This is a genomic window from Nonomuraea sp. NPDC050227 (genome assembly GCF_044459705.1).
GTDB lineage: Bacteria > Actinomycetota > Actinomycetes > Streptosporangiales > Streptosporangiaceae > Nonomuraea.
In genome coordinates this window covers 336,688-355,967 of record NZ_JBITJF010000002.1, presented here as the reverse complement: position 1 = coordinate 355,967, position 19,280 = coordinate 336,688, and the positions used below count along the sequence as shown (strand labels likewise).

General features: G+C 73.1%; 20 protein-coding genes. 12 read left to right on the top strand and 8 right to left on the bottom strand.

Annotated features, from left to right (window positions below):
* Positions 1-12: 12 nt before the first annotated feature.
* A complete protein-coding gene (locus ACIBK9_RS08830; RefSeq protein ID WP_397156433.1) occupies positions 13-639 on the bottom strand; it encodes a TetR/AcrR family transcriptional regulator in 627 nt (208 codons plus the stop codon).
* A gap of 105 nt (positions 640-744) precedes the next feature.
* Between ACIBK9_RS08830 and ACIBK9_RS08825 the strand changes: the two genes are divergently transcribed.
* The 3 genes from ACIBK9_RS08825 to ACIBK9_RS08815 all read left to right on the top strand — a co-directional run bounded on the left by ACIBK9_RS08825 (position 745) and on the right by ACIBK9_RS08815 (position 3,727).
* Entirely contained in the window at positions 745-1,533 is a 789-nt protein-coding gene (locus tag ACIBK9_RS08825) for an SDR family NAD(P)-dependent oxidoreductase (RefSeq protein WP_397156431.1), read from the top strand.
* Between the two features lie 87 nt (positions 1,534-1,620).
* On the top strand, positions 1,621-2,742 hold the full coding sequence (locus tag ACIBK9_RS08820) for an MBL fold metallo-hydrolase (protein WP_397156429.1): 1,122 nt from the start codon (positions 1,621-1,623) through the stop codon (positions 2,740-2,742).
* 58 nt (positions 2,743-2,800) lie between these two features.
* Entirely contained in the window at positions 2,801-3,727 is a 927-nt protein-coding gene (locus tag ACIBK9_RS08815) for a pirin family protein (RefSeq protein WP_397156427.1), read from the top strand.
* Here the strand turns inward: ACIBK9_RS08815 and ACIBK9_RS08810 are convergent.
* Both ACIBK9_RS08810 and ACIBK9_RS08805 read right to left on the bottom strand, forming a co-directional pair.
* Complete coding sequence (locus ACIBK9_RS08810) at positions 3,724-4,719, bottom strand: coiled-coil domain-containing protein (protein ID WP_397156425.1); 996 nt, start codon at positions 4,717-4,719, stop codon at positions 3,724-3,726. The two genes, ACIBK9_RS08815 and ACIBK9_RS08810, sit on opposite strands and share 4 nt — an antisense overlap.
* Positions 4,720-4,830: 111 nt before the next feature.
* Positions 4,831-6,552 carry a protein kinase gene (locus tag ACIBK9_RS08805; protein WP_397156423.1) on the bottom strand — a complete coding sequence of 574 codons (1,722 nt, stop codon included), beginning with the start codon at positions 6,550-6,552 and terminating at the stop codon, positions 4,831-4,833.
* 282 nt (positions 6,553-6,834) lie between these two features.
* Between ACIBK9_RS08805 and ACIBK9_RS08800 the strand changes: the two genes are divergently transcribed.
* Positions 6,835-7,326 carry a GNAT family N-acetyltransferase gene (locus ACIBK9_RS08800; protein WP_397156421.1) on the top strand — a complete coding sequence of 164 codons (492 nt, stop codon included), beginning with the start codon at positions 6,835-6,837 and terminating at the stop codon, positions 7,324-7,326.
* 180 nt (positions 7,327-7,506) lie between these two features.
* Here ACIBK9_RS08800 and ACIBK9_RS08795 read toward each other — a convergent pair whose 3' ends face one another.
* The 4 genes from ACIBK9_RS08795 to ACIBK9_RS08780 form a co-directional block, all read right to left on the bottom strand.
* On the bottom strand, positions 7,507-8,571 hold the full coding sequence (locus ACIBK9_RS08795) for an FAD-dependent oxidoreductase (protein ID WP_397156419.1): 1,065 nt from the start codon (positions 8,569-8,571) through the stop codon (positions 7,507-7,509).
* A 137-nt stretch (positions 8,572-8,708) separates the two neighbouring features.
* Complete coding sequence (locus tag ACIBK9_RS08790; protein ID WP_397156417.1) at positions 8,709-9,626, bottom strand: phosphotransferase enzyme family protein; 918 nt, start codon at positions 9,624-9,626, stop codon at positions 8,709-8,711.
* Positions 9,627-9,693: 67 nt separating this feature from the next.
* Positions 9,694-10,482 carry a hypothetical protein gene (locus ACIBK9_RS08785; protein ID WP_397156416.1) on the bottom strand — a complete coding sequence of 263 codons (789 nt, stop codon included), beginning with the start codon at positions 10,480-10,482 and terminating at the stop codon, positions 9,694-9,696.
* Between the two features lie 2 nt (positions 10,483-10,484).
* Positions 10,485-11,252, bottom strand: coding sequence for a hypothetical protein (locus tag ACIBK9_RS08780; RefSeq protein WP_397156414.1), 768 nt, complete (start codon positions 11,250-11,252; stop codon positions 10,485-10,487).
* Between the two features lie 299 nt (positions 11,253-11,551).
* Between ACIBK9_RS08780 and ACIBK9_RS08775 the strand changes: the two genes are divergently transcribed.
* Complete coding sequence (locus ACIBK9_RS08775; RefSeq protein ID WP_397156412.1) at positions 11,552-11,902, top strand: hypothetical protein; 351 nt, start codon at positions 11,552-11,554, stop codon at positions 11,900-11,902.
* Positions 11,903-12,204: 302 nt separating this feature from the next.
* On the opposite strand, the gene ACIBK9_RS08770 is transcribed toward ACIBK9_RS08775, so the two are convergent.
* Positions 12,205-12,756: an Lrp/AsnC family transcriptional regulator gene (locus ACIBK9_RS08770; RefSeq protein WP_352351036.1), complete on the bottom strand. Its 552-nt coding sequence runs from the start codon at positions 12,754-12,756 to the stop codon at positions 12,205-12,207.
* On the opposite strand from ACIBK9_RS08770, the gene ACIBK9_RS08765 reads away from it, so the two are divergent.
* From ACIBK9_RS08765 to ACIBK9_RS08735, 7 genes are all read left to right on the top strand, one after another.
* The gene (locus tag ACIBK9_RS08765) at positions 12,757-12,885 is read left to right on the top strand and encodes a hypothetical protein (protein WP_352351038.1); all 129 of its coding nucleotides are present in this window, start codon (positions 12,757-12,759) and stop codon (positions 12,883-12,885) included.
* A 63-nt stretch (positions 12,886-12,948) separates the two neighbouring features.
* Complete coding sequence (locus ACIBK9_RS08760; RefSeq protein ID WP_352351040.1) at positions 12,949-14,529, top strand: ABC transporter substrate-binding protein; 1,581 nt, start codon at positions 12,949-12,951, stop codon at positions 14,527-14,529.
* 12 nt (positions 14,530-14,541) lie between these two features.
* A complete protein-coding gene (locus ACIBK9_RS08755; protein ID WP_397156409.1) occupies positions 14,542-15,660 on the top strand; it encodes an ABC transporter permease in 1,119 nt (372 codons plus the stop codon).
* The gene (locus tag ACIBK9_RS08750; RefSeq protein WP_352328927.1) at positions 15,657-16,517 is read left to right on the top strand and encodes an ABC transporter permease; all 861 of its coding nucleotides are present in this window, start codon (positions 15,657-15,659) and stop codon (positions 16,515-16,517) included. Before ACIBK9_RS08755 ends, ACIBK9_RS08750 begins: the two co-directional genes overlap by 4 nt.
* Positions 16,514-17,308: an ABC transporter ATP-binding protein gene (locus ACIBK9_RS08745; RefSeq protein ID WP_397156407.1), complete on the top strand. Its 795-nt coding sequence runs from the start codon at positions 16,514-16,516 to the stop codon at positions 17,306-17,308. Before ACIBK9_RS08750 ends, ACIBK9_RS08745 begins: the two co-directional genes overlap by 4 nt.
* Complete coding sequence (locus ACIBK9_RS08740) at positions 17,308-18,210, top strand: ABC transporter ATP-binding protein (protein ID WP_397156405.1); 903 nt, start codon at positions 17,308-17,310, stop codon at positions 18,208-18,210. Before ACIBK9_RS08745 ends, ACIBK9_RS08740 begins: the two co-directional genes overlap by 1 nt.
* Positions 18,207-19,277, top strand: a complete 1,071-nt coding sequence (locus tag ACIBK9_RS08735) for a M24 family metallopeptidase (RefSeq protein WP_397156403.1) — start codon at positions 18,207-18,209, stop codon at positions 19,275-19,277. The genes ACIBK9_RS08740 and ACIBK9_RS08735 overlap by 4 nt, the downstream gene beginning before the upstream one ends.
* The last annotated feature ends 3 nt before the right edge of the window (positions 19,278-19,280 follow it).

Here is a 19,280-nt window from a genome sequence, read left to right as displayed (position 1 = left end):
CGAACGAACCTCCTACTCCGAAGGGCTCGGGGAGGCGGGCGGGGCGGCAGAAGGGCTCGGGGTGGGAGGAAGGCCGTGGCCCGGGCCCACGCCGCGCAGCAAGGTGTCCACCAGCCGGCCCGCCAGCGCCTCCGGCTCGCCGTCGCGGCTCTGCGCCGCCTCGTGGATCAGCGCGTAGTACACCCGGCGGGCCCACTCCGGCTCCACGTCCTCCCGCAGCACCCCGGCCGCCCGCGCCTGCTGGAACAGCCGGTCGCACCTGGCCTCGACCTCGGAGTGCACCCGGGCCACCTCGGCCCCCGCCGACGGCCCGCGGCTCATCGCGAACCCCCAGTCGATCTTCACCCGCAGCACGTTCGCCGTGACCTGGTAGAGCGCGACCAGCGGCGGCGCCTGCTCGGGACGGGCGGCGTCCACGGCGGCGGCGAATTGCCGGGTGGCCCACTCGGCCATCGCCTCCACGAGCGACTCCCTGGAGGCGAAGCGCCGGTGGACGGTCGTGCGCGCCACCCCGGCCGCCTCGGCGATCTGCTCCATGCTGGCCGCCGGATTCCTGCTGAGCACCCGTTCGGCCGCCTCCAGGATCGTCCGGACGGTCCGCTCCGCGTCGGACCGCAGGGCCCGTGTCGTCCCACTCACACCCCAAAGGGTACACGACAGTACCCATTCAAGGGAGAGTTGCGTCATCGATGTTGCAAGTTCTAGAGTCATCGCATCATCACTGATGCAGGAAGGGCGATTCACATGGACATGCGACTCACCGGCAAGACCGCCGTCGTCACCGGCGCGAGCAGGGGGCTGGGGCTGGCGATCGTCGAGGCGCTGACGGCGGAGGGCATGCGGGTCGTGGCCGCGGCCCGCACGATCTCCCCCGAGCTGGGGCGCACCGGCGCGATCACCGTGACCGCCGACCTGTCCACCGCGGCGGGCCCGGCCGAGCTGGTCGAACGCGCGCTGGCCGAGCTGGGCGAGATCGACCTCCTGGTCAACAACGTGGGCGGCGGCGACGGCGGCGAGGGGCAGCTCAACGGCTTCCTCGGCTTCGACGACGACGCCTGGCGCCAGTCGTACGACCTGAACTTCCTCAGCGCCGTGCGGGCCACCAGGGCCGCGATGCCCAGCCTGTTGCGGCGGGGCGGCACTGTGATCAACATCTCGTCCAACGGCGCCCGCGTGCCGAACATGGGGCCGGTCGTGTACACCACCGCCAAGGCCGCGCTGACGGCGTTCGGCAAGGCCCTGGCCGAGGAGTTCGGCCCGCGTGGCGTGCGGGTCGCCACCGTCTCCCCCGGCGCCTCGCGCACCTCGATGTGGGAGGCCCCCGACGGGTACGGCGCCGCCCTGGCGGCCTCGCTTGGGATGGAGCACGAGCAGTTGCTCGCGGGGCTGCCGTCGGTCACCGGAATGACGACCGGTAGGTTCGTCGAACCGGAAGAAGTCGCCTCCTTGGTGACGTACCTGGCCTCGCCGCACGCCGGGAGCGTGAACGGCGCCGACTACGTCATCGACGGCGGAGCGATCAAGACGGTATGAACTATCGCGATATATCGTAGAACGGGAACACCGGGGAATCCCGCCCGGTTGGGCGGGATGGACATCATCTCCAGGGGAGTGTGGGCAATGGCAGGAATGCGGACCGCACGGCGGATCCTCGCGGGCGGCGCGCTCGCCGCCGCGGCCGGGTGGGCGTTGCGCGGGATACCGGCCGAGCTGGGCGTGCGGCCTTTGACGTCGGGGCCGGACCGGGTGAGCAGGATGCGGCGCTCGCCGCAGTTCAGGGGCGACACGTTCGTCAACCCCATGTCCGAGCCGACCGCCCTGATGACCACGCCCCCGGTGGGCCTGCTGGCCGAGCTGGCCAGGAACAAGGAGCAGCGGCATCCCGCCGGTCCCATCCCGCTGCGCCTGCCGCCGTCCGGCCCGCCGCCGGCCGACGGCCTGCGCGCGGTCTGGTACGGCCACGCCTCCACGCTGGTGGAGATCGAGGGCAGGCGGGTGCTGTTCGACCCGGTGTGGAGCAACCGGGTGTCGCCGTCCCAGCTCGTCGGCCCCAAGCGGCACCACCCGCTGCCGGTGGACATCGGCGACCTGCCGCAGGTCGACGCGATCGCGATCTCGCACGACCACTACGACCACCTCGACATGGCCACCGTGCGCTCGCTCACCCGCACCCAGAAGGCGCCGTTCCTGGTCCCGCTGGGCATCGGGGCGCACCTGGAGCGGTGGGGCGTGCCGCTGTACCGGATCATCGAGCTCGACTGGGACGAGGAGGCCGAGGTGGCGGGCCTGCGCTTCGTCGCCACCGCCGCCCGGCACTTCTCGGGGCGGGCCTTCACCAGGAACGACACCCTGTGGGGCTCGTGGGTGGTGGCCGGGCCGAGCAAGCGGGTGTTCTACGCCGGCGACTCGGGATATTTCCAGGGCTACCGGGGCATCGGGGCCGCGCACGGGCCGTTCGACCTGACGCTGATGCCGATCGGCGCCTACAGCCCGGCCTGGCCCGACATCCACATGAACCCGGAGGAGGCCGTCAACGCCCACCTCGACCTCGGCGGCAAGCTGCTGCTGCCGGTCCACTGGGCGACGTTCACGCTGGCGCTGCACCCGTGGGCCGAACCGGTGGACCGCCTGTGGCGGGAGGCGAAGGCACGCGACGTCGAGATCGCGGTGCCCCGCCCGGGCGAGGGCGTCGACGTGACCGCCATCCCATCCGTGGACGGCTGGTGGGAGACCCTGGGATAGCCGTCCCGTCCGGGGAACGCCGACTGTAGGGGGCCGTACGGCCCCCTACAGTCGTGGGGTGAGCAATATGGAACGTGACCCCCGCGAACTCCGCTGCGCCGCCGACGGCGGCGACCGGAGCGAGGTGCTGACCGGACGCGAGGTGCCGCTGGGCGGCCCGCGCGCGATGCGGGTGAGCAGGACGCTGCCCGGCGTGCACCGGCGGATGATCGGCGCCTGGTGCTTCGTCGACGCCTACGGCCCCGAGCCGGCGTTGATGCGCGTGCCGCCCCACCCCCACACCGGCCTGCAGACGGTGACGTGGCTGCTCGCGGGCGAGGTGCTCCACCGCGACAGCGTCGGCAGCCTGAGCGAGGTGCGTCCCGGCCGGCTCAACCTGATGACGGCCGGGCGCGGCATCTCCCATTCGGAGGAGTCGCCCGGCACGACGCTGCACGGCGTGCAGCTCTGGGTGGCCCTGCCGGAGGCCCACCGGCGCACGGCCCCCGCCTTCGAGCACCACGCCACCCTGCCCGTGTTGTCCGGCCCCGGCTTCGACGCCACCGTGATCATGGGCACGCTCGGCGGCGTGACCTCGCCCGCGACCACCTACACCCCGCTGGTGGGCGCCGAGGTGACGGTCGACGGCACGGGCGAGGTGCCGCTCGACCCCGCCTTCGAGCACGGGCTGCTGCTGCTCGACGGCGAGATCGAGCAGGCCGTGCCGGGGACGCTGCGCTACCTGCCGCCGGGTCCCGGCACGTTGCGGCTGTCGGGCCGCGGGCGGGTGCTGCTGATCGGCGGCGAGCCGTTCGGCGAGGAGATCGTCATGTGGTGGAACTTCGTGGGGCGCTCCCACGAGGAGATCGCCGCCTTCCGGAAGGAGTGGGCGGAGGGCGAGGGCTTCGGCGCGGTCGAGGGCTTCGACGGCGAGCCGCTGCCCGCCCCGACACTGCCCTCCATCCGCCTGAAACCGCGCGGACGGGTACGTCCCGAGGCGCGCTAGTAGACCGAGATGTGCGGATGGTCGAAGTGGTTGGCCGTCGTGCCGCCGCGGTTGGACATCGTCCGCCAGGTGCCCGTCCTGGCGTGCCAGATGCGCTGGCGGTAGATGATGTACATGATCCCCAGGCGCCGGGAGTTCTTGATGGCCCAGTCGGCGATCTCGTAGCCGCGCTTGACCTCGGCCGCCGACGGCATCGCGCCGCCGTGGCTGAGCATGAAGTCGCAGGCGCGGCCGAGCGGGTGCTCGCCGCCGTCCTGGATCGTCCGGTAGCAGCCGATCCCGAACGGCACCGTGAACCGTTCCTTGATCAGCGTCTTGACCAGGCGCATGCGGGGCGTGATGTTCTCGGAGCCGTCCGGGAGCTGCGGCACCCACGTGCCGTCCGGGCGGCGCACGCCCGGGGCCGTGTAGAGCTTGTCGATCCGGTCCCTGATCTTCTCGATCAGCTTCTCGGCCTTCTTCTTGCGTCCCTCCAGGTCGGCCACCGCGGTGCCGAGCTCCTCGGCGCGGGCGGCGGCCTCCTGCTCGGCCTTGCGACGCTCGTCCCTGACCTTGGCGTAGCCGCGCAGCCGGGCGTCCTGGACGTCGATGAGGTGGCGGCTCAGCGCCAGGCGGCTCAGCAGCGCGTCCGGGTTCTGGCTGCCGGTGAACAGGGCGATCTGGTTAGGTTCGCCGCCGATGTACTGGGCCACGGCCAGCGTCCTGAGCTGGAGGGACTCCCGGTCGTAGATCTCCTGGGCGGCGGCCAGCCGCTCACGCGCGCTCTTCTCCGTCTTCTCGGCCTGCTGCTGGGCGCGGCGGCTGTTGTAGTACTCCTCGATGAGCCGGTCCGACTCCTTGCTCAGCGCGGCCAGCTCCTTCTTGAGCTGCTTCACCGAGGGTTTGGGGGCCGCGCGCCCGGCTGAGGCGTTGCCCGCCGTCAGCGTCAGCCCGACGAGTACGGCGACCACGGCCCGCGCCACGTGGCCCACGGCGGAGGAGGCGACCGCCACTGTCCTCCTTAGCCTGAGCCGCAGGGCGGGTTCCGGTCAGGAGCTAATCAGAGTCCGGGACGCCCTCTTTCCGACGCTGATAGTAGGGGATCAAGCATCATTCCCCGCAACTCATGACTTTTCCTGACTACGTGATCTTCGTGCGCGCCTGACCGCGATGCGGCCTCCGAGCAGGGCCGATCCCGGCACCACGAGCATGCCGAGCAGGCTGGAGCCCAACCCGACGTCGAGGTCGGCGTCCAGCAACCCGCCCCCGCCTCCGCCCCCGCCGAGCAGCGAGCCGCCGAGCGACAACCCGACCGAGACGGACAGAAGCGGTTCATGGCTCTTGGCGGGCGGCTTCGCGGAGGGCTCCGGAGCGGGGGCGCTCGTGGCGGGCGGCTTGGGAACCGGGCCGCCGGTGGCGGACTGCCGGGTGGACGTCGGCGACGACCGCGTGGGCGGCCCCGAAGGCGGCCCCGAAGGCGCCCCGGACTTCGGCGGTTCGGACTTCTGGGGCCCCGACTCCGACGGACCGCTGGTCGGCCTCGGCGGCCGGCTGTTCGGGGCCCTCGTGGCGGGCGGCGCGGACGACGCGGGCCCCGCGGTCGGCACGCCGGGCACAGTCGGCATGGCCGGCACAGTCGGCTGCCCGCTGGCCCCGGCGGTGACCGTCACAGGCGGCGAGACCGTCCCTGACCCGCTCGGCACGGGCAGCTCCGGATCCGGCGAGACGGGCGGCGTCACGAACGAGCTCTCCGCGGACTCCGGCGGCATCGCGATGCCGCTGTCCGGCGAGGGCGAGCCGCTCCAGATCACGAACGTCGAGGCCACCGCCGCCGCCGTCGCCAGCACCAGCCCGCCGGTCACCCCCAGCTTGGCCGGCGGCCCCAGCGAACTGCGCACCACGCTGGTCCCCGTCGCGACGCCGTGCTCCGCACCGCTCCTCCCGATGATCCCTCCGCCGAGGCCCTCGCCCATCCCCCCGCCGGTCCCGGCCGACGGCAGCAGCGCGGCGAACGGCATCGCCAGCACGGCCAGGCCGGACCGCCCGCGCAGCTCCCACCCCGCGCCGTACGTCCCGCGCGCCACCTCGTCCAGCTCGGCCAGGAACGCCTCGGCCGAGGCGGGCCGGTGGGCGGGGTCCTTGGCCAGGCCGTGTTCGACGAGCCCGCGCAGGCGTCCGTCCACGTGCTCCAGCGGGGGCGGCATGTGCTGGTGCTGGAAGGCCAGGGCGGCCAGGTTCGCGGCGGTGAACGGACGGCGGCCGGTGAGGCATTCGTAGAACACCAGGGCGGCGGCGTACACGTCGCAGGCCGGGCCGGCCGGGGCGTCCTCCCACTGCTCGGGGGACATGTAGGCGGGGGTGCCGGCCAGGGCGCCGGTCTCGCCGAACCGGGCCGCGACGCCGAAGTCGACCAGCTTGCTGTCGCCGTCCGGGGTGACGATGACGTTCTCGGGCTTGAAGTCGCGGTGGGCCACCCCGCGCCGGTGCGCCTCGGCGAGGCCGAGCAGGGCCCCCTTCAGCAGGGTGAGCGCGGCCTCCACGCCGGTGCCGCCCTCGGCGGCGATCAGGCGGCGCAGCGTGACGCCGTCGACCAGCTCCATCACGATCGCGGACGTGCCTCCGGCCTCGACGTAGTCCAGCAGGCGGGCGGTGTGGGGGCTGTCGATCTCGCTGATGACCCCGGCCTCGGCGCGGAACCGGGCGGCGAACTCGCCGTCCGCGCGCAAGGCCTCGGACAGGTGCTTGATCGCGACCGGTAAGCCGTCGGAGTCGCGGACGGCGAGCACGACGCGGCCGGTTCCTCCGTGACCGAGTTCCCGGATCTCCGTGTAACCGGGAACAGCCATGTCGGGCCCTCCTGACCGGATAAAGATCCTTATGTCAGGACGCTAGCCGAAGGTAACACGCCGTGTCGAGCCCCTTCGCAAGAGTAACCGACCCCCTGTCGCAATCGGTATTTTTCCTACTTCCTATAGTAGGTCCGTGGCTCTCACCGATCATCTGCGCGAATGGCTCGGGGCCTGGCCGCCCACGGGAAACCTCGACGTCACGGGCTCGCCGCTGCGTACGCTGCCCGCCTGGGACGGCCGCGTGCACCCGGCCGTCGGCGTCGGCACCCGGAGGGGGCGATGTTGTCGGTGCCGCCCGAGCACGTCGCCCGGGTGCGCGCCGCGCGGACGCTCCGGGAGATCCCCGAGCTGATCGGATATGGGGATCGCGGCTGGTTCGACGCCGTCTTCCGGTGGACCACCGAGCCCACGCCCCTGCCCGACGCCGGCGAGTGGGTCCCGGCGACGGACGACGCCGTCCCCGGATGGCTGCGCGTGTTCGGCGGCGAGGTGCTGGTGGCCGTGGACCCCGAGACCGGCCAGCACCTGGCCGGGGTGGGCATCAAACGGCACGACCGGTTCGGCCGGGAGCTGTCGGTGGTGACCGCGCCCGAAGCCCGCGGGCGCGGCCTGGCCAGACGGCTGGTGGCGCAGGCGGCGCGGCGGGTGCTGGACGAGGGGGCGGTGCCGACGTACATGCACGCGGTCAGCAACACCGCCTCGGCCGCCGTCGCCAAGGCGGCGGGCTTCCCCGACCTCGGCTGGACCGCCTTCGGCGTCGCCGAGAACTGACCCCCTGCGCCAAGCAGCGCGCGAAGCAAGGGCAAAGCCGCGCAAGGCCACGCGGCCCGAAGCCCCGGACACGAGATCAGGCCCTGGCGTAGGGCCAGGCGGCCGGAATCGCCGGGCACGAGGTCGGACGGCCCGAAACGCCAGACGCGAGGTCAGGCCACGGGTAGGACCTGGCGCGGGTCAGGCGGCTGGGACGGCTGGGCGTGGGGCCAGGAGGGCGCGGATGTTGCGGGCGGCGGTGCGGCCCGCGCGGTTGGCGCCGACCGTGCTGGCCGAGGGCCCGTAGCCGACGAGTTGCAGCCGCGGCTCCCGGACGACCCGTGTCCCGTCCACCTTGATGCCGCCGCCCGGCTCCCGCAGGTGCAGCGGCGCGAGGTGGTCGAGCGCCGACCGGAAGCCGGTGGCCCACACGACGACGTCCGCCGCGGTCTGCCGCCCGTCCGCCCATTCCACGCCGTACGGGGTGAGGCGGCGGAACATCGGCAGCCGCTCCAGCGCCCCCTTCGCCATCGCCTCCCGCACGACGACGCTGTAGCCGAGCCCGGTGACGCTGACCACGCTCTGCGGCGGCAACCCGTCCCGCACCCGTGCCTCCACCAGGGCGACGGCCTCGCGCCGGGCGTCCTCGCCGAAGTCGTCGCCCCTGAAGACGGGCGGACGCCGGGTGACCCAGACGGTGCCGGCGGCCACCCCGGCCACCTCCGACAACACGTGCATCGCCGAGGCCCCGCCCCCGACCACGACCACCCGGCGACCGGCGAACGCCGCCGGCCCGCGATAACCCGCGTAGTGCAGTTGCTCGCCCAGGAAGTCGCCGCCCCCCGGGTAGTACGGCCAGTACGGACGCGTCCAGGTGCCGGTCGCGTTGACCACGGCCCTGGCCGCCCACTCCCCCGCGTCCGCCGCCACGACCAGCCGCCCGTCCTCCCCCTCCCGGACGGCCGTCACCTTGACCGGCCGCAGGACCTCCAGCCCCACGCGCCGCTCGTAGTCGCCGTAGTACTCCGGGACGACCTCCGCCGCGGGCCGGTCACCGGCCGCCACCACCCCGTCCGGCACGCCGGGCAGGTCGAAGATGCCGTGCACCTTGTCCATGGTCAGCGACGGTGACCGGTGCCGCCACGCGCCCCCGGGCCCTGCGGCCGCGTCGAGGACAACCGTCCTGATACCGAACCGCCGCAGGAAGTACGCGCTGGACAGCCCCGCCTGCCCGGCCCCGATCACCACAACCTCGGTCGTCTCCACGGTCGAGTGCAACCCCGCACACCCGCCCGCTCTTCCCACCCTGCCATTCCTGCGGCGACACCCGGCCCGCCCCGCAACGGCGCCGAGCCGTTCCCGCAGCGGCGCCCGGCCGGATCAGGCAGCGGCGCCTGTCCGGATCAGGCGGGGGGCGGCTCTGTCAGCGCCGTGGCGAACAGGGCGCGGTGGCGCAGGACGTGCTCGCGGTCGGCGCCGTACAACACGTCGTCGCCGCGGGCGATGTGCGCGGCGAAGGCCCGGTCCCCCGCCGCCGCGCGGTCGCGCATATGCCGTACGAGGTGCGCCAGCCGGTCGGCGACGGTGACGGGCAGCGCCGGACGGTCACCTTCGGCCAGGCCGTAGGCGTCGGCGAACAACCGCAGCCTGCGCGCCTGCTCCCCCACCGGATCGGCCCCGTCGTGGCGGGGATCGCTCAGCGGGACGAACCGGTAGGCGGCGTAGGCGACGTCCCACACCCGCGGCCCCGGATGGGCGGTGTCGAAGTCGATCAAAGCCACCGGCCGCCCGTCGCGGAACACGCAGTTGTACGGCGCGACGTCCCCATGGCAGATGACCTCGGCGGGTTCGCGCGGGGGGAAGTACCAAGCGGCCCCGTCGGCGGGCCGGAAACCCTGGGTGGCGTCGTGGTAGCGGCGCAGCAGCCGGGCGACGTCGCCGAGGGCCTGGTCGGAGCGGGCGTAGTCGGGCAACGGATGGCCGGGCACCTCGCCGGGGACGAAGTCGAGCACCTCCCGGCCCAGGACGTCGATCCCGTGCCCGGCCGGCGCGCCCGTGAAGCCGCGGGCGGCCAGGTGGGCGAGCAGCGCGTGCACGGCCGGCGTCCACGGGCCGGTCGGGCGGCGCACGGTGGCGCCGACCCGCGCCACCTGGTTGACACCGCCCCCGGTCAGCAGCTCCTCAGCACACCCGCCCCGCCGCCCGCTGAGCAGCCCTTCGTCAGGGCCGCCACCGGTCACCCGCTCCCAGCCACCGCCGCCACCGGTCAGCGACTCGCCGTCACAACAACCGGTCAGCAGTTCCTCGTCACGCTCGGACACGTCCGCCATCCTCGCATCACGGCGCGCACCGGCCACCGCCGTCGAGCCCGGACCCCGCCGGGAGGCGTCAGCGGGCCCTGAACGCGACCGCGGTCGTGGAGGCGATCGCCGTCACCAGGACCACCATGACCAGGACCGTGCCGAGCGGGTTCTTGCGCCGCGGCGGCGCCTGGAACTGCTTGACCCGCTTGTGCATCGCGACCGCCGGGGTGGGCTTGGGCGTCGGCGTGACCTCCTGGACGGGCACCCGCACCGTAGGCGCCACACGCACCGGCCGGGGCGCGGGGTGGTGCACCGGTCTCGGCGTGTGCGGCGGAGTGGATGGCAGCGTGGGACGCGGTGTCGGCCGCGGTGTCGGCCGCGGCGACGAGCGAGGCGGCGGAGGCGGCGGCGGGGACGGGCGGACGTGGCAGTCGCCCACCTCGACGCTGCCGCTCGGCCCGTACACGCACACCGAGCCGGGGCCGATCGACACGCGCGGCACAGGGGCGCCGGTCCGTGGCGCCCGCCCGCCGGGCCGCGTCGACACCGACGCCCGGGGCTCCGGATCGTCCCGGATCTGCGCACCCGGAACCGACACCCGCGGCTCCGGATCGTCCCAGATCTGCGCACCCGGGACCGACACCACCGGCCCCGGGCCGTCCCAGATCTGGGCGCCCGGCACCGACACCACCGGCCCGGTGCGGCCGTCGCGCCCCCGCCCGCCGTGGATCGTGATCCCCGGGCTCGGGAGCTGCGACGGACGCACGCGCACGGCGCCGGGCGCCGGGGATTGCAGGTCGGCCGCCGCCGGGCCGGCCGCGCTCGCGGCGAGCAGAGCGGCGGCCAGCAGCAGCGGCGCACGCCTGACGCCCACGGTCACATTCCCCCGGCGATGCGGGAGAACTCCTGCAGCGCGCCCTGGAACGCCTGCGGCCCGACCGCCAGCGGCCCGGCGAAGGCGTGGGAGATGTCCCAGGTCAGAAAGGTGCCGAAGCCGAGCATCGCGGCCATCGCGAGCAGCGGCAGGACGGCCAGGCCGCGTGGCCGCGCGCCGGCCAGGTAGGGGAAGACGACGACCAGCAGGCCGGTGAGCACGGTCAGCAGCAGCAGCCCCTGGGGCGGGGTGGCGGCGGCGTCCATCGAGCGCTGGGAACGGGCGGCGGCGATCGCGGCGACGCGTTCGAGCACGGCGTCGCGGGCGTCCTTGTCGTCGTCGGTCTTGGCGTCGACGGCACTCACCCGGCTGCGCATGGCGTCGAGCCGGGCGGCGCCGACGGGGTCCATCCGGCCCTCGGCCATCAGCGGCCACTCGTCTCTGACCACGAAGGTGACGTAGTCGCGCAGCGCGGTGCGGACCGTCTGCTGAGCGGTGCCGGGCAGGTCGGCCGCGGCCCAGTAGGCGTCGATCGCGGCCTGGCTCTCGGCCTGGGCGTTCTGGCGGGCGGCGTCGGCGGTGGTCCACGGCACGATGATCGCGATCGCGAACACCAGCAGGAACAGGGCCGACAACATCGACCCGGAGTGACCGGCCGAGACCCCGTCGGGCTCGGCGTCCTCGCTGCCCTTCTTCGTGAGCCGGAACACCAGCGCGGTGAGCGCCACCACGCCCACGGCCGCCACGATCGAGAGCGTGTACGCCAGCATGAAGATCTCCCAAATCTTCTCGAATACACAGTGTTACATGACTATCACACTATGCAACGCTGGTGTCAGCTACCGGCAAGTAAAGTCGCGGCAAGCGTGTCGGCCGCCGAGGGAGCGGCGCCGGGCGGCGCCGGGCGGCGCCGGGCGGCGCCGGGCGGCGCCGGGCGGCACCGGAGACGTCGAGAACCTGCTCGCGCAGGGGTCCGGGGCGGCGCCGCCGCTGGACGGATCGTTGATCATGACCGGGCGTTCTGACCAAACGTCCAGCCGGTCGGTGATGATCCAGAAAAATGGTGACTATGGATGGCGTGAATCTCAACGGCCGTAAATTCGTGATGGTGAGCTCGACGGCGAGCGCGGTGGACCCCGACAGCCCGACGGAGTTCCTGTACTGGGAGGCCGACGGCGTGGTGTGGGGCAGCTACACGGGCGACACCGTGACCCACGGCCGCTTCGTCGGGACGCGCGACGGCGCAGACGTCTCCATCTCCTACGCCCATGCGCTCAAGGCGGGCGGCAAGGCGGGCGGCCAGAGCAGCAGCCGCGTCGAGCAGGGCGAGGACGGGCTGCTGCGCCTGGTCGAGGAGTTCCGGTTCGACGGCGACGACAAGCTGCACGTCAGCGTGTGCGCCGAGGTCCCGGCCTCCTGACCGGCCCTCCGACGGGAAACCGGAAGGCCGGAGGGGCCGATCGGCCGGGAGCGGGCAACGCACCGGCCACCCGGCCACCCGGCGGCCCGGCGGCCCGGCCGCTCTCGGCCCAGGGGGCGACGCCCAGCCCTCCTCGCGGAGGGGCGGCGCCCGACCATGCGGAGGGCGGCGCCCGACCGTCTTTGCGCAGAGCGGTGGCTAGCCATCCTTGCGCAGAACGGTGGTCCACCGTCCTTGCGCAGAACGGTGGTCCACCGTCCTTGCGCAGAACGGTGGTCCACCGTCCTTGCGCAGAGCGGTGGCTAGCCGTCCTTGCGGAGGGCTGCGCGTCCCTCGGCAGCGCCGACGAAGCGCATCATGCCGAGCGGCACGTCCCCTTGCGTCTCCTGGGGTGTCCGCCGCGCGGGACGGGAGGCGTCCCGGTCGGAGGGCAGCACGTACGGCCGCCTGAGCACTTCGTCCAGGATGAACACGGTTTCGGTGGCCTTGACCGCCGGGATGTTGGCCAGGCGGTCGGTCACCATGGCGTGCACGGCGGCCACGTCGGAGACCCGTACCTGGATCATGGCGTCGTGCTGGCCGGTGGTGATCGCGCAGTACTCGACCTCGGGCATCCGGGCCAGTTCGGCCCTGAACTGCTTCCACATCTGCTGGCGCACGGTCACGAAGATCAGCGCGGTGATGCCGAGCCCGGCACGCACGTGGTCGATCTCCGCGGTGAAGCGCTTGATCGCGCCGTCGGCGCGCAGCGCCTCGAAGCGCGTGTAGGCGTTCGCGCGGGAGATGCCCACCCGTTCGGCCAGCGCGGCGACCGAGATCCTGCCGTTCTCGCGCAGGACCTCAAGGATCTTCATATGGACGTCGTCCAGTTCGAGACCGATGCCGATCCGTCCAGGCTGACCGCCGCCGCTGGCACCATTTCTGGAAATATCACTCATCATTACACCTCGACCATTTATATCCGTCTCGCGGACCGCACATGACCTGGACGTTCTGCCGGACAATCCTCGACATCCTTCTCCCGAACGTCCAATTTGGAGGACCCCATGGCGACCCGCTCGCAGACGGCGGCAGTGCTGCTCGCCGGTGCGCTCGCCCTCGCCGCCTGCGGAAGCGGCGGCACCTCGCAGACCCCGGCGGCCTCCGGTGGCGGTGGGAAGACGCTCGTCATCGACACGTCGTTCGACCTCAAGACGGCCGACCCCGGCCGCACCTACGAGCCGACCGGGCTCATCGTCGGCAAGGCCGTCTACGAGACGCTGCTGACCTTCGACGGTTCCGACGTGACCAAGCCGGTCCCGGCGCTGGCCGAGTCCTACGAGCTGAGCGAGGACGGCAAGACGCTGACGCTCAAGCTCAAGAAGGGTCCCACCTTCGCCGACGGCTCGCCGATCACCGCCGACGACGTGGTGTTCTCGCTCAACCGCGTGCGCGACATGAAGGGCACCCCGTCGTTCCTGCTGGACGGCGTCGAGGTGGCCAAGACCGACGACTCGACGATCACGCTGACGTCGAAGGCGCCCAACCCGGCGCTGCCCTACATCCTGCCGAACCCGGCGCTGGGCATCCTCAACAGCAAGGTCGCCAAGGAGCACGGCGCGACGGCCGACGCCCAGGACAAGGCCGAGCAGTACCTGAACGCCTCCTCGGCGGGGTCAGGGCCGTACACGATCGAGTCGTTCAACGTGAGCAGCCAGGTCACGCTCAAGGCGAACCCGAAGTACTACGGCACCAAGCCGGCCTACGACAAGGTCGTCATCCGCAACGTCGAGGCCGCCACGCAGAAGCTCAACGTGCAGCGCGGCGACAGCCAGGTGGCGCTGAACCTGTCCGGTGACCAGGTCACGAACATGCCCTCCACCCTGCAGGTGAAGAAGACCGCCTCGGCGAACGTCATCTTCCTGCTGGCCAACCAGGACTCGGGCGTCAGCAAGACCACGCCGAACGCCAAGTTCGTCGAGGCCGTGCGCAAGGGCGTCGACTACGCGGGCCTGCTGGAGCTGGCCGGCGAGGGCTCGACGCAGGCGCCGGGCGTGATCCCGTCGCAGCTGCTCGGCGCGCTGCCGCCGGAGCAGGCTCCCAAGCGGGACGTCGAGGGCGCCAAGGCGGCCCTGGCGGCCAGCGGCGTGTCGAACCCGACCGTCAAGCTGGAGTTCCCGAGCGAGCTGACCGTCAACGGCCTGTCGTTCCAGCCGCTGGCCGAGCGCATCCAGGCCAACCTCAAGGAGGTCGGCATCACGGTGGACCTCCAGCCCGCGCCGGTGACGACCGCGCTGGACAACTACCGCAACGGCAAGGAGGAGATGGGCCTGTGGTACTGGGGCCCGGACTACCCGGACCCGAGCGACTACCTGGCCTTCGCCCCCGGCAAGACCGTGGGCCTGCGGGCCGGCTGGAAGGAAGGCGCGGCCAAGGAGATCGAGGCGGCCGCTGACAAGGCCGCGACCGCGATCGGCGACGAGGCCCGCAAGACGGCCTACGCCGACCTGCAGACCAAGCTCAACACCTCCGGCCCGTTCGTGCCGCTGATCCAGCCGAGCCAGAACATCGTGTCGGCCGCGTCCGTGACGGGCCTGGAGTACCACCCGGTCTGGACCGTGGACGTCGCCGACCTCGGCGCGAAGTAAGGAGACCGTCAGGTGTCCGACAACCCGGGCGCGGCGGGCTCGCCGCCGCGCCCCGGCGCCGGCTCCCCGGTCGAGGCGGCCGCCGCGGGCACGCGGCGACGGCGGGGCGTGCACCCGCTGGCGCGCTTCCTCATCCGGCGCATCCTCATCGCCGTGCTGCTGGCCTGGGGCATCACGCTCGTCACGTTCCTGCTGACGAACCTGGTGCCCGGCGACCCGGTGGCCGCCAACCTGGGCCAGCGGGCCCTGGGCGACCCGGCCATCGTGGCGCAGTGGCGGTCCGAGCACGGCCTGGACAAGCCGCTGTGGCAGCAGTACGGGATCTATCTGCAGGGCCTGGTCCAGGGTGACCTGGGCATGAGCCAGCAGAGCCACCGCCCGGTCAGCCAGGACCTGGCCGAGTTCGTCCCGGCGACGCTGGAGCTGGCGGGCGCGGCGATCCTGATCTCGCTGGTGCTGGGCGTGGCCTTCGGCGTGGTCGCCGCGCTGCGCAGGGACCGGCTGTCCGACCACGTGCTGCGGCTGGTCAGCCTGATCGGCATCTCGGTGCCGACGTTCTGGCTGGCGCTGGTGGCGTTCTACGTGTTCTTCTTCCGGTTGCAGATCACGCCGGGCAGCGGTCGCGTGGACGCGGCGCTCGGCTCGGCGCCGGCGGTGACCGGGCTGCAGACGGTCGACGCGCTGCTGGCGGGCCGGTGGGACATCTTCACCTCCGCCGTCGGCCATCTGATCACGCCCGCGCTGGTGCTGGCGCTCTACACGATCGGCCTGCTGACCCGCTTCACCCGTTCGGCGGTGCTGGAGGTGCTGGGCCAGGACTACGTCCGGGCGGCCCGCGCCAAGGGGCTGCCGGGCCGGGTGATCCTGTTCAGGTACGTGCTGCGTTCGGCGCTGGTCCCGATCATCACCGTGGCCGGTCTGGCCTTCGGCAGCCTGCTGTCCGGCACCGTCCTGGTCGAGGCGATCTTCGCCTGGCCCGGCGTCGGCCAGTACGCCTACAAGAGCGCCACCAGCCTCGACCTGCCCGCCGTGATGGGCGTCGGCCTGGTCGTTGGCGTGGTCTACCTGGTCATCAACCTGATCGTGGACGTGCTGTACGGCGTCATCGATCCCCGAGTGAGGCTGCAATGAGAGGCAAGGGTCTGCTGGGCAGGCTGCCCGAGGCGTGGCGGCAGCCGCTGGCCGTCGCGGGCGCCGTCCTGGCCGTGGCCTGGCTGGTGATCGCGCTGGCCGCGCCGTGGCTGGCGCCGCACGACCCGCTGGCCCAGGACCTGCCGCGGCTGGCGCCCCCGGGGCCCGGCCACTGGTTCGGCACCGACCAGCTCGGACGCGACATCCTGAGCCGCGTCATGTACGGCGCGCGGGTGTCGATCCCGCTGACGCTGCTGCTGGTCGTGCTGTCGGTGCTGGTCGGCGGCCTGCTGGGGGCGTGCGCCGGGTACTTCGGCAAGTGGGTCGGCGAGACGATCATGCGGATCGCGGACCTGGTGTTCGCGTTCCCGACCGTGATCCTGGCCATGGTGGTGGCCGCGGCGCTGGGCGCGAGCCTGGGCAACGCGGTGCTGGCCGTGCTGGTGGTGGCCTGGCCCGCCTACGCCCGCGTCACCCGCGGGCTGGTGCTGGGCGTGCGCGAGCGGGAGTTCGTGCTGAGCGGGCGGCTGCTGGGCTTCTCGGTGTGGCGCTCGCTGCGGGTGGACGTGCTGCCGAACGTGACCGGCCCGATCCTGGTGCTGGCCACGCTCGACATCGGCACGGCGCTGCTGCTGCTGTCCGGCCTGTCGTTCCTGGGCCTGGGCGCCAAGCCGCCGTCCCCCGAGTGGGGCGCGATGGTGGCCTCGGGCGTGGAGGTCTTCGACAGCTGGTGGGTGGCGACGTTCCCCGGCCTGGCGATCCTGACCGTGGTGCTGGCGTTCAACTTCCTCGGCGACACGCTGCGGGACGCGCTCGACCCGCGGACGGCCCGCGCGATCAAGGAGCGTGCGTTGTGACGCTGGACATCACCGGCCTGAAGGTGTCGATCCATGGCAAGGAGATCCTGCGCGGCGTCGACCTGAAGCTGGCCACCGGGCGCGTGCACGGCCTGGCCGGCGAGAGCGGTTCGGGCAAGACGATGACCGGTCTGGCCGTGCTGGGGCTGCTGCCGCACGGCGCGCGCGTCTCGGGCCGGATCGGGCTCGGCGAGCGGGACCTGCTCACGCTGCCGCCCAAGGAGCTCAACCAGGTGCGCGGCGGCGAGGTCGCCATGGTCTTCCAGGACCCGGCGACCAGCCTGCACCCGATGCTCACGATCGGCCGGCAGCTCACCGAGCACATGCGCCACCACCTGGGCCTGGGCAAGGCCGAGGCGAAGGCGCGGGCGGTCGAGCTGCTGGGCAAGGTACGCATCCCGGGCGCCGAGGAGGCGTACGGGCGCTTCCCGCACCAGTTCTCCGGCGGCATGCGCCAGCGCATCGCGATCGCCGTCGCGCTGGCCTGCTCGCCCAAGGTGCTGATCGCCGACGAGCCGACCACCGCGCTGGACGTGACCGTGCAGGCGGGCGTGCTGCGGCTGCTGCGCGGGCTCTGCGACGAGCTGGGCCTGGCCGTGCTGCTGGTCACGCACGACCTGGGCGTCATGTCGGCGGTCGCGGACGAGGTGAGCGTGATGAAGGACGGCCTGGTCGTGGAGACCGGGCCGCGCGGACGGGTGCTGCGCGACCCCGAGCACCCCTACACCCGCGCGCTGCTGGAGTCCCTACCTGATTCTGTGCCTGATCCTGCTCCGGATGTGGAGGGCTGATGCTGGACATCGAGGACCTGGTCGTCGAGCACCGCTCCCCCGGGCGTCCGGTGGTGCGGGCGGTGGCGGGGGCCAGCCTGACGGTACGGGCGGGCGAGGTCGTGGGCCTGGTCGGCGAGTCGGGGTGCGGCAAGTCCACCCTGGCGCGGGCGGTCTGCGGGCTGAACCCGGTCACCCACGGGTCGATCGCGTTCGAGGGGCAGCAGGTCACGCCGCTCGGCCTGCGGCGCAGGAAGCTCACGGGCATCCAGATGGTGTTCCAGGACCCGTACGCGTCGCTGAACCCGCGGCGCCGGGTGGGCGACCAGATCGCCGACGGCCTGCGCACCGCGGACGACACCCGTACCGACCCGGCCGACCTGCTGGAGCGGGTGGGCCTGCCGCGCGAGTTCGCCGGACGGCACCCCCACGAGTTCTCCGGCGGCCAGCGGCAGCGCATCGCGATCGCCAGGGCGCTGGCGGCCCGGCCGCGGCTGCTCATCGGCGACGAGCCGATCTCCGCGCTGGACGCCTCCGCCCAGGCCCAGGTGGCCCGGCTGATGCGCGACCTCGCGGTGGACTCCGGGGCCGGGCTGCTGTTCATCAGCCACGACCTGTCGGTGGTGCGGCTGATCGCCGACCGGATCGCCGTCATGTACCTCGGCAAGATCGTCGAGGTGGGCGAGACGGCCGAGGTGTGGGACGACCCGAAACATCCGTACACCAGGGCGTTGCTGGGGGCCATCCCCAAGCCGGACGGCATGGGCGTGCTGCCCGCCGAGCTGGCCGGTGACGTGCCCGATCCGGCGAACCCGCCGGGCGGGTGCCGGTTCAACCCGCGTTGCCCGCTGGTGATGGAGGTGTGCCGCGAGAAGGAGCCGGACTTCGGGCCGGTCGCCTGCTGGCTGCACGAGCCGGCGTGAGCCGGCGGCACGCCGCGCGGGTGGCGGCCGTGCGGCGGGCGATGGCCCAGGAGGGCATTGACGTGCTGGTGTTGCGGCCCTCGCCCGACTTCCGGTTCCTGAGCGCCTCCCCCGAAGGCCCGCTCCCCGAAGGCGCCTTCCCTGAGGGCGTCCTGCCTGAGGCCGTCCTGCCGGAGGGCGCCGCGCCGGACGGCGGCGTCGGGCCGGGCGTGTTCCTCGTGGTGACGGCCGACGCGATCGTCGAGACCCGCGACCCGGCGGGCCTGGTGCCCGCCTCCGCGCGCCGGGTCGGGGTGGACCCGGAGATGCGGGCGAGCGAGCTGTTCCGGCTGGCGATCGCCGCCGAGCTGGTGCCCGCCTCCGCGGTGCTGGCGCCGTTGCGGCTGCGCAAGGACCCGGCCGAGCTGACGGCGCTCGGCCGGGCGGTCGCGGCGGCGGAGGCGGTGCTGGCGCAGGCGGCCGAGCTGGCCTGGTTCGGCGCGACCGAGCGGGCGATGGCGCGCCGGCTGCGGCTGCTGGCCGTGGAGTCGGGCTGCGAGGAGGTGATCTCGCTGCGCGTGTCGGCGGGCGAGCACACCGCGCGGCCCGAGCACGTGCCCGGCGGGCGCGTGATCAACCCGGGCGACGCGCTGCTGGTGTCGGTGTGCGGCCGCTGGGACGGCTACTGCGCCGAGGCGGGCCGGGTGTTCGCCGTCGCCGAGCCGCCGGAGGACTACGAGGCGATGTACTCGGTGGTGCTGGCCGCCCACCGCGCGGCGCTGGCGGCGCTGCGGCCGTCCGTGCCGTTCGCGGAGCTGGCCAGGACGGTGCACGAGGTCATCGACGCCAGCGGGTACGGCCGCTTCGCCGCCCCGCACGTGGGCCGCGGCGTGGGCCTCGGCCACGACGAGGGACCGCGGGCCGGCGAGGACGCGGTGTTCGCCCCCGGGATGACGGTCTGCCTGGAGCCGGCCATCTACGTGCCCGACCTGTTCGGCGCCCGGGTGGCCGACGTGGTGGCCTGCACGGCTGCCGAGCCGGTGCCGCTGGGCACGCGGCCGCACCCCCTGCACGTCCTCGACCGCTGAGGC